Origin of the sequence: Microbacterium oxydans (assembly GCF_000956525.1) — a bacterium.
Taxonomy (GTDB): Bacteria; Actinomycetota; Actinomycetes; order Actinomycetales; family Microbacteriaceae; genus Microbacterium; species Microbacterium oxydans_A.
Map to the genome: position 1 here is coordinate 142,094 of NZ_JYIW01000018.1, position 9,243 is coordinate 151,336.

At 70.6% G+C, this 9,243-nt stretch carries 7 protein-coding genes and 1 pseudogene; all 8 read left to right on the plus strand.

Annotated features, from left to right (window positions below; translation table 11 throughout):
• Positions 1-135: 135 nt before the first annotated feature.
• Positions 136-1,419, plus strand: a pseudogene (locus RS83_RS03655) (hydroxymethylglutaryl-CoA reductase, degradative); the annotation flags it as partial.
• Entirely contained in the window at positions 1,416-2,411 is a 996-nt protein-coding gene (locus RS83_RS03660) for a hydroxymethylglutaryl-CoA lyase (protein WP_045278148.1), read from the plus strand. The pseudogene RS83_RS03655 and the gene RS83_RS03660, both read left to right, overlap by 4 nt.
• Positions 2,408-3,637 carry a CaiB/BaiF CoA transferase family protein gene (locus tag RS83_RS03665; protein WP_045278149.1) on the plus strand — a complete coding sequence of 410 codons (1,230 nt, stop codon included), beginning with the start codon at positions 2,408-2,410 and terminating at the stop codon, positions 3,635-3,637. Before RS83_RS03660 ends, RS83_RS03665 begins: the two co-directional genes overlap by 4 nt.
• Positions 3,634-4,458: an FAS1-like dehydratase domain-containing protein gene (locus RS83_RS03670; protein ID WP_045278150.1), complete on the plus strand. Its 825-nt coding sequence runs from the start codon at positions 3,634-3,636 to the stop codon at positions 4,456-4,458. The genes RS83_RS03665 and RS83_RS03670 overlap by 4 nt, the downstream gene beginning before the upstream one ends.
• Positions 4,455-5,093 (plus strand): FMN-binding negative transcriptional regulator, encoded by a 639-nt coding sequence (locus tag RS83_RS03675; RefSeq protein ID WP_045278151.1) that lies wholly within the window; start codon positions 4,455-4,457, stop codon positions 5,091-5,093. The genes RS83_RS03670 and RS83_RS03675 overlap by 4 nt, the downstream gene beginning before the upstream one ends.
• On the plus strand, positions 5,090-6,118 hold the full coding sequence (locus RS83_RS03680; RefSeq protein ID WP_045278152.1) for an ornithine cyclodeaminase: 1,029 nt from the start codon (positions 5,090-5,092) through the stop codon (positions 6,116-6,118). The genes RS83_RS03675 and RS83_RS03680 overlap by 4 nt, the downstream gene beginning before the upstream one ends.
• A gap of 22 nt (positions 6,119-6,140) precedes the next feature.
• A complete protein-coding gene (locus RS83_RS03685) occupies positions 6,141-7,616 on the plus strand; it encodes an amidohydrolase (RefSeq protein WP_045278153.1) in 1,476 nt (491 codons plus the stop codon).
• Between the two features lie 8 nt (positions 7,617-7,624).
• Entirely contained in the window at positions 7,625-9,211 is a 1,587-nt protein-coding gene (locus tag RS83_RS03690; RefSeq protein ID WP_052678819.1) for an amidohydrolase, read from the plus strand.
• The last annotated feature ends 32 nt before the right edge of the window (positions 9,212-9,243 follow it).

Consider the following 9,243-nt stretch of genomic DNA (forward strand, 5'->3'; position numbering starts at 1 on the left):
AGAGGGTGTGTCAATCGCATACACCGTGTGCTGTTCGCTGAGTGATCCGCCCATCGCTGGCGGAGGGAGCCGCTTCTAGTGTCGTCCTAGAGCCGCGGCGCCGATGATCCGGTCACCGCCAGTCAAGGAAGGTCGCCGATGACGATCAACAGCCGAATCTCAGGTCTGCGCGACCACACCCCGGAGGAGCGACTCGCTCTCGTCGCAGAGGGAGCAGGCCTGGACCCGGCGTCGCTCGATGCGCTGCAGCCGCACGCCGGCCTCTCGCTCGCGCAGGCCGACCACATGATCGAGAACGTCGTCGGCGTCATCGGCATCCCGGTCGGCGTCGCGACGAACTTCCGCATCGACGGCCTGGACCGACTGATCCCGATGGCCACGGAAGAGCCGAGCGTCGTCGCCGCCGCCTCGAACGCCGCACGCATGGCCCGCGGGCATGGAGGCTTCACCACCTCGTACACGGGCGATGTGATGATCGCCCAGATCCAGGTGCTCGACGCGATCGACCCGCACGGCACCCGGTTCGCGCTGCTCGAGGCGCGCGACGAGCTGCTGGCACTCGCGAACGAGCAGGACCCGGTGCTCGTCTCGTTCGGCGGCGGCGCCGTCGACATCTCGGTGCGAGTGCTGCCGACCCGAGCGGGCGTGCAGGTGATCCTGCACCTGCACGTCGACGTGCGCGACGCGATGGGCGCCAACGCGGTGAACACCATGGCCGAGGCGATCGCCCCTCGCATCGCCGAGCTCGCCGGCACCCGAACGCTGCTGCGAATCCTCACCAACAAGGCAGAGCTGCGATTGACCAGGGCCCGCGCGGTGTTCGACGCAGAGATGCTCGGCGGCGCGCAGGTCGTCGACGACATCGTCGCGGCCAGCGCCTTCGCCGAGGCCGACGCGTACCGGGCGGCCACGCACAACAAGGGCATCATGAACGGCATCACCGCTGTCGTGCTCGCCACCGGCAACGACACCAGAGCCGTCGAGTCGGGTTGCCACTCGCACGCAGCGCGGCACGGCGGCTACACCGCGCTGTCGCAGTTCGAGAAGGATGCCGACGGCAACCTCGTCGGCACGCTCGAGGTGCCGCTCGCGGTCGGCCTCGTCGGTGGGGCGACCCGCGCGCACCCGACGGCGCAGGCCTCGGTGCGGCTGCTCGGCGTCGAGACCGCCCGCGAACTCGCGAGCATCATCGCCTCGGTCGGACTCGCGCAGAACCTCGCCGCCTGCCGTGCGCTCGCCGCCGAAGGCATCCAACGCGGCCACATGACCCTGCACGCCCGCACGATCGCCGCGAGCGCCGGCGCAGAGGTCGATGAGATCGGCGAGGTCGCTGCACGCATCGTCGCCGAGCGTCGCATCCGCGTCGAGTTCGCCCGCGAGGTCCTCGCCGAGCTGCGGGCAGAGAAGACCTCGGCATGAGCGCCCTGCCCTCGCCGAGGGTCGAGCCGGAGGCGGGACTCCCGACGCGCGTCACCGTCTACGAGGTCGGCCCCCGCGACGGCCTGCAGGCCGAGACCGACATCATCCCCAGCTCGGTCAAGGCGGAGCTCTGCCGGCGGCTGTATGCGGCGGGTTCACGAGACCTCGAGATCACGAGCTTCGTGCCGCCGACCTGGGTGCCGCAGCTCGCGGATGCCGCCCAGGTGGTCGCCGACGTCGAGGTGCCGTCCGGTGCACGTGCGGTCGCGCTCGTGCCGAACCTCCGAGGACTCGAGCGCGCGATCGAGGCGGGCGTGCGCGAGGTCGCCGTCGTGGTGAGCGCGACCGAGTCCTTCGCGAAGGCCAACCTGAACACCACGAGGGCCGGCGCGATCGATCGGGCGGTCGAGGTGATCGCCGCGGCCGGCGCACAGGGCATCCCGGTGCGCGGGTACGTGTCGATGGCGTTCGGCGACCCGTGGGAGGGACAGGTCGACACGGCATCCGTCACCTCGGCCGCTGCCGAGCTGCACGCCGCCGGCGCCAGGACGATCGCGCTCGGCGACACGATCGGCGTGTCGACACCGGGGCTCACGACCCGCGTCGTGAACGAGACGCTCGCAGCGGGCATCCCGCTCGACGGCATCGCCCTGCACCTGCACGACACCTACGGACAGTCGCTCGCGAATGTGCTCGCGGCGCTCAGGCTCGGCGTCGCGGAGTTCGACGCCTCGGTCGGCGGGCTGGGTCGCTGCCCCTACGCGAAGGGCGCGACCGGTAATCTCGCGACGGAGGACCTGGTGTGGATGCTGCACGGTCTCGGCATCGAGACCGGACTCGACCTCGGCGCTCTCGCGGCGACGACGGAGTGGCTCTCCCGTGTCCGCGGCACCCGTGCACCGTCGAACGTGGCGCGAGCGCTCGCCGCCGCAGGACTCGACACCGCAGAACCAGGCAGGCCCGAACCCGCACAGAAGGCAGCGACCGCATGACCGACTTCCCGCTTCCCGCTCCCGGTGCGCTCGCCGGGGTCACGGTGCTCGACCTCTCCCGCGTGCTCGCCGGGCCCTATGCCGCTCAGATGCTCGCCGACCTCGGTGCCACCGTCATCAAGATCGAGAACCCGCGCGATCCCGACGTCTCGCGCGGCTTCCCGCCGTACCTGACGCACGGCGACGAGGAGTTCAGCGCGTATTACGCGCAGTACAACCGCGGCAAGCTCGGTGTCGGACTCGACCTCTCCAGCCCCGAGGGTGTCGAGGTGCTGAAGGATCTGGTGCGCTCGGCCGACGTGCTCGTCGAGAACTTCCGTCCTGGCACGATGGCCAAGCTCGGCGTCGGGTGGGACGTGCTGCACGAGATCAACCCGAGGCTCGTCTACACCGCGATCTCGGGCTACGGCCACACCGGCTCGCGCACCCGTCGCCCGGCGTTCGACAACACGGCGCAGGCCGCTGGCGGGCTGTGGTCGATGAACGGGTATCCGGATCAGCCGCCGGTGCGCGTCGGCGTCACGATCGGCGACGTCTCGGCGACCCTGTTCGCGGTGATCGGCACGCTCGCAGCGCTCCGGCACGCCGAGGCCACCGGCGAGGGCCAGCTGGTCGACGTCGCGCAGGTCGACAGCATCCTCGCGCTCACCGAGACGGCGGTCGTCGACTACACGGTCACAGGGAAGGTCGCGACGCCCGCGGGCAACGAGCATGCCTGGGTGCGGCCGTACGAACTGTTCGACTGTGCAGACGGCCAGGTGTTCTTCGGCGCCTACACCGACAAGCTCTGGAACGCGAGCTGCGACCTGTTCGGCACGCCGGAGCACAAGGCCGACCCCGAGATCGACACCATGCGCAAGCGGTTCGACGAGGCGGTGTACCAGCGCCGGGTGAAGCCGATCGTGGCCGGCTGGCTCGCCGACCGCACCAAGGCCGAGCTCGAGGAGCTCGCCGGCGACGTGGTGCCGCTGACCGCGGTGAAGACGATCGCCGAGGTCGTCGACGATCCCGGCACCGCCGAGCGCGACATGATCGTCGAGGCCGACTACGGCGACCTCGGCGTGCTGCGCATGTTCGGTCAGCCGATCAAGCTCTCCGCGACCCCGGCGAACCCCGGCCGCATCGCGAACCGTCTCGGCGAGCACGCCGATCAGGTGCTCGCCGACCTCGCCGGCTACGACGCCGATCGCATCGCCGAGCTCCGTGCCGCGGGTGTGCTGCCGTGAGCGTCGTCCGCACCGAGCCCGTGCTCGCCTCGACCGTCGAGGCGTACCGCGGCACCTTCGCCGCCGGAGAGCAGACGCGTGAGCGCGGCGCCGAGCTCCCCGCCGGCTGGGAGGGGCTGCTGTTCCCGTTCGCCGCGGCGCTCGCCGACCTGCGCGCCGACGGCACGCCGGCCCGAGACGGCGTGATTCCCGAGATCGACCTGCCGCGACGCATGTACGCCGGGGAGACGACCGAGTTCCTGCGCCCGCTGCACGTGGGCGATGAGGTCGTGCAGACCACGAGCCTCGGCGAGGTCGTCGAGAAGGACGGCTCTCGTGGCCGGCTCGTGTTCGTCGACGTGGTGCGCGAGTACGCGGTCGACGGCGAGACCGCGATCCGCAGCGTGTGGCACGACGTGTTCCTCGAGGCGGTGGATCCGGATGCTCCGGTGCGGCCGCCGAAGACGGATCCGGATGCCGCGGCCACCGCCGACTGGACCGATGAAGTCACCCTCGATGCGCGTCAGCTGTTCCGCTTCTCGGCGCTGACCTTCAACTCCCACCTGATCCACTACGACCGCGCCTGGGCGCGCGACGTCGAGGGGCTGCCCGACCTGCTCGTGCACGGACCGCTCAGCCGGATCCTGCTCATGGACGCCGCGCGGCGGCACGAACCCGGCCGTCGCCCGGCCCGCCTCGTGGTGCGGGCCATCGCCCCGGTGCTCGTCGATCGTCCGATCCGTCTGGCCGGGCGCACCGAGGGCGACGTCACGGTGGTCACCGCGCTCGACGCCGCCGATGTCGTGCTCGCCACGGCTGAGATCACCTGGAGCCGACCATGAGGCACGCAGCCGAGTACGCATTCGATGATGTCGACGGCATCCGTTCACTCGTGCGCGACAACCCCTGGGGCACGATCATCAGCTTCGTGCCGGGGAAGGGTCTCGTCGCCTCGCACTACCCGCTCCTGCTCGAGGAGGACACCGACGGCATCGTGCTCGTGAGCCATGTCGGCAGGCCCGATGAGCGACTGCACGAACTCGGTGCGCACGAGCTGATGGTGATCGTGTACGGCCCGCAGGGCTACGTCTCGCCGAGCTGGTACGACACCTCACCGGCGGTGCCGACGTGGAACTTCGCGGTCGCCCACCTGTACGGCACCCCCGAGATACTCTCGGACGAGGAGAACCTGCAGGTGCTGGACCGCCTGGTCGCACACTTCGAGAACCCGCTGCCGGAACCGTTCCTGATGCATCAGACCCTGGAGAACACCGCCTACGCCGAGCGGATCGTGCACGGCACGGTCGGCTTCCGGCTGCGGGTCGACCGGTTCGAGGCGAAGGAGAAGATGAGTCAGGACAAGCCGGTCGAGGTCGTCGACCGCGTGATCGAGGCGCTCGGCGAACCGGGCCCGTACCAGAACCCCGCACTGGCCGCGCGCATGGCGCGGGTGCACGGAAGAGAGCAGGACGCATGACCGCCTTCGTGGGAGTCACCGACATGGTGACCTGGATCGCCAGGCACGGCGCCGAGACGATCATGGCCGAGATGGCCGACACGATCGAGGCCGACTTCCGTCGCTGGGAGTCCTTCGACAAGAGCGAGCGGGTCGCCAACCACACCCCGTTCGGTGTGATCGAGCTGATGCCCATCAGCGACCCCGACCTGTACGCCTTCAAGTACGTCAACGGGCACCCCTTCAACCCGGTCCGCGGCTTCCAGACCGTGACGGCGTTCGGTGTGCTCGCCGACGTGCACAACGGCTACCCCGTGTTCCTCGCCGAGATGACCTTGCTCACCGCGCTCCGTACCGCCGCGACCTCGGCCATGGTCGCCCGCACGCTCGCCCGACCCGACTCGCAGGTGATGGCGATGATCGGCGCCGGCAGTCAGGCGGAGTTCCAGGCGCTCGCGTTCCGGGCGGTGCTGGGCATCCGCACGCTGCGCGTGTACGACGTCGACGAGGCGGCATCCGCCAAGCTCGTGCGCAACCTCGCACCGCGCGGGTTCGAGGTCACGGTGTGCGCGTCGGCATCCGAGGCTGCGGCCGGCGCCGACATCGTCACGACCTGCACGGCCGACAAGGCCGTCGCGCAGGTGCTGACGGATGCGGATGTCGCACCAGGCATGCACATCAACACGATCGGCGGCGACTGCCCGGGAAAGACCGAGCTCGACCCGCGGATCCTCGAGCGCGGCCCGGTGTTCGTCGAATACACGCCGCAGACCCGCATCGAGGGCGAGATCCAGAACGTCGCCCCCGACTTCCCGGTGACCGAGTTCTGGCGGGTGCTGAACGGCCTCGACGACGGCCGCACGTCGCCGGAGCAGATCACGATCTTCGACTCCGTCGGCTTCGCGATCGAGGACTTCTCGGCGCTGCGGCACCTGCGCGCGAGCGTCGCCGGCACCGAGCTCTCCCGCGAGATCGACCTGGTCGCCGCTCCCGAGGATCCGAAGGATCTGTTCGGCTTCACGACCGTCCCCGTCCCCGTCGCCTGACCCGTCGCCCGACCGGAGCACCATGAGCCACGCCCCAGCACTCACTCTGCAGAACGTCCGCCCATACGACGGCGGCGAGCCGATCGACGTCGTGCTCCGCGATGGCCTGATCGCCCGGGTCGCACCGGCCGGCACCACGGATGCCGAGGGCGAGACGGTCGACGGCGCAGGACGCTGGATCGGACCGGGGCTGTGGGATGCGCACGTGCACTTCACACAGCATGTGATCGGTCGCCGCCGCGTCGATCTGAGCGAGACACGCAGCGCGGCTGATGTGCTCGACACGGTCGTGCGCGCTCGTGCGAACGGCTGGCCGCTCGTGAACGGCATGCTCATGGGCTACGGCTTCCGTGACGGGCTCTGGCCCGAGCCGACGACGCTCGCCGCGCTCGACGCGGCCATCAGCGACATCCCGGTCGTGCTCGTCAGCGGCGATCTGCACTGCGGCTGGATGAACCGCGCGGCCGAGGCCCGCTTCGGGCTGCAGCTCGATGAGACCGGGCTGCTGCGCGAAGGACCCTGGATCGAGCTCATGCACGAGTTCGACGAGGCCGGAGACATGCCGCTGTCGGCATATCAGGAGGCGGCGGATGCTGCGGCGTCCCGTGGAGTGGTCGGCGTCGTCGAGTACGAGCACGCCGACAACGTCACCGAGTGGTCGGAGCGCACCGCGCAAGGGCTCGACGCGCTCCGGGTCGACATCGCCGTGTGGCCCGACCGTCTGGAGGCCGCGATCGCGCAGGGCCTGCGCACCGGCGACATCGTCGACGAGCGCGGACTGGTGGAGTTCGGTCGGCTGAAGGTCGTGGTCGACGGGTCGCTGAACACGCGCACCGCCTGGTGCTGGGACCCGTACCCGGGCATGGATCCATCGCACCCGCATGCGTGCGGGCTGGAGAGTGTGCCGATCCCCGAGCTGCGTCGACTGCTCACGATCGCCAGGGCGGGCGGCGTCGAAGCCGCGGTGCACGCGATCGGCGACCGCGCCAACACCGAGGTGCTCGACACCTTCGAAGCACTCGACATGCGCGGCGTGATCGAGCACGCACAGCTCGTGCGCGAAGACGACTTCGCCCGGTTCGCCGAGCTCGGACTGATCGCGAGCGTGCAGCCTGAGCACGCGATGGACGACCGCGACGTCGCCGACCACCACTGGGCAGGACGCACCGCCCGCGCCTTCGCGTTCGGTTCGCTGCACCGCGCGGGTGCTGCGCTGCGGCTGGGATCGGATGCTCCGGTGGCACCGCTCGACCCGTGGATCTCGCTCAGCGCGGCGACCGCCCGCAGCCGTGGCGACCGCGATGCCTGGCACCCAGAGCAGCGGCTGCCGCTCGACGTCGCCCTCGGGGCATCCGTCCGGTCATCCGTCGCCGTCGGACAGCCCGCCGACCTCGTGATCAGCGACAGCGACCCCTACGCGGCCGACCGCGACGAGCTTCGGGCGATGCCGGTCGCGGCCACCCTGCTCGGCGGACGCTTCACGTGGCGAGAGATCTGAGGCGCGCGATGACGACCACACTCTTCACCGGCGGCTCCGTCTTCACCGGGGAGTCCGAGACGGCGTTCGCCTCGGCCTTCCGCATCATCGATGGGGTGATCGACTGGGTGGGGGATGCCGCAGCCGCACCCGAACCTGTCGCCGGGCAGGAGTCGGTCGACCTCGGCGGACGCACCGTGCTGCCAGGACTGATCGACAGTCACACGCATCCGGCGCTGATCGCCGGCACTGCTGCGGCGGCCGAGTGCTTCCCACCCGCGGTGACCTCGGCCGACGACCTGGTCGCGGTGCTGCGCGCCCACGGCGACGGTACCGCGGACCCCGCATCGTGGATCCTCGGGCGCGGCTTCGACGACACGAAGTTCCCACGGCGAGCGATGCCGACCGCGGCCGACCTCGACCGCGTCAGCACCGATCGTCCGGTGCTCGTGTGGCGCTGCGACGCGCACTCCGCGGTCTGCAACACCAGGGCGCTCGAGCTCGCCGGGATCACGGCCGAGACGCCCGACCCCGACGGTGCGCGCTTCGAGCGTGATGCCGATGGTCGACCCAACGGTGTGCTCACCGAGCTGGCCGCGGTCGACGTGGTCGCGGCGCACATCCCGCCGCCCTCGCGTGACGAGCAGATCGATGCGCTCGTGGCGCTCGGGGCGGAGCTCGCCTCTCGTGGCATCGTCGCCGTGTGCGACCTGCTCTCGAACCGCATCGACGACCCGGTCGGCACCTTCCGCGCTGCAGTGGACCGCGGCCTGCGCACCCGTGTCGCGCTGTATCCGGGGTGGGATCCTGCCGAGCCGCTCGCCGACCTCGAACCGGGCGACCGCGAGGGGCAGATCCGCGTCGGGGGTGTGAAGGTCGTGCTCGACGGCGCGTACTCGAACCGCACCGCGTGGGTGCACGAGCCGTATCCGGAGTCGTGCGACCACGGGCTGCGGCTCGTCGACGACGCCGACGTGCTCGCCGCCGGTGAGTGGGCCCGCCGCAACGGCGTCCAGCTCGCCGTGCACGCCATGGGCGACCGCGCACTCGACCGTGTGGTGGAGCTGTTCGAGGATGCGGAACCCTGGCTCGACGGCATCCCCTCCGTGCGGATCGAGCATGCGACGATCATCAGCGACGCCTACCTGGCACGCCTGCAGGCGGCGCGCATGACGTTCGGCATCGCGACGCACACCGTGTTCTTCTTCGCCGAGTACGACGGGTATGAGCAGGCGCTCCGCGCCGAGCAGGTGACCGATGCGTACCCGATCGCGCGGCTGTACGAGGGACTCGAACCGCTCGCGCTGTCGTCCGACCGGCCGGCCACCGCGTGGAGCGGTGCGGATGACGTGATGCTCTCGGTCGAGGCTGCGGTGCGCCGCCGCACCTACAACGGCATCGACTTCGGACCGGAGGCCGCCATCACCGTCGCGCAGGCGCTGCTGCTGTACACCGGCCGCGCACGTCTGCTCTCACCGCTCGAGGGCGTCGGTCTGCTGCAGCCCGGTTTCGACGGCAGCTTCGCCGTGCTCGACCGCGACGTGTTCACGGTGCCGGCCGAGGGGATCGCCGCCGTGCGCGTCGCCGAGACCTGGATCCGCGGGGAGCGGGTGTGACCCCCGCCCCCGTCGGGCGGCACCGTGAACAC

What these genes read in the sequence shown, in the direction of transcription:
- RS83_RS03680 (WP_045278152.1), top strand. Translation starts at nt 5,090, where the DNA reads ATGACCGCCTTCGTGGGAGTCACCGACATGGTGACCTGGATCGCCAGG.
- RS83_RS03675 (WP_045278151.1), top strand. Translation starts at nt 4,455, where the DNA reads ATGAGGCACGCAGCCGAGTACGCATTCGATGATGTCGACGGCATCCGT.
- RS83_RS03690 (WP_052678819.1), top strand. Translation starts at nt 7,625, where the DNA reads ATGACGACCACACTCTTCACCGGCGGCTCCGTCTTCACCGGGGAGTCC.
- RS83_RS03685 (WP_045278153.1), top strand. Translation starts at nt 6,141, where the DNA reads ATGAGCCACGCCCCAGCACTCACTCTGCAGAACGTCCGCCCATACGAC.
- RS83_RS03665 (WP_045278149.1), top strand. Translation starts at nt 2,408, where the DNA reads ATGACCGACTTCCCGCTTCCCGCTCCCGGTGCGCTCGCCGGGGTCACG.
- RS83_RS03660 (WP_045278148.1), top strand. Translation starts at nt 1,416, where the DNA reads ATGAGCGCCCTGCCCTCGCCGAGGGTCGAGCCGGAGGCGGGACTCCCG.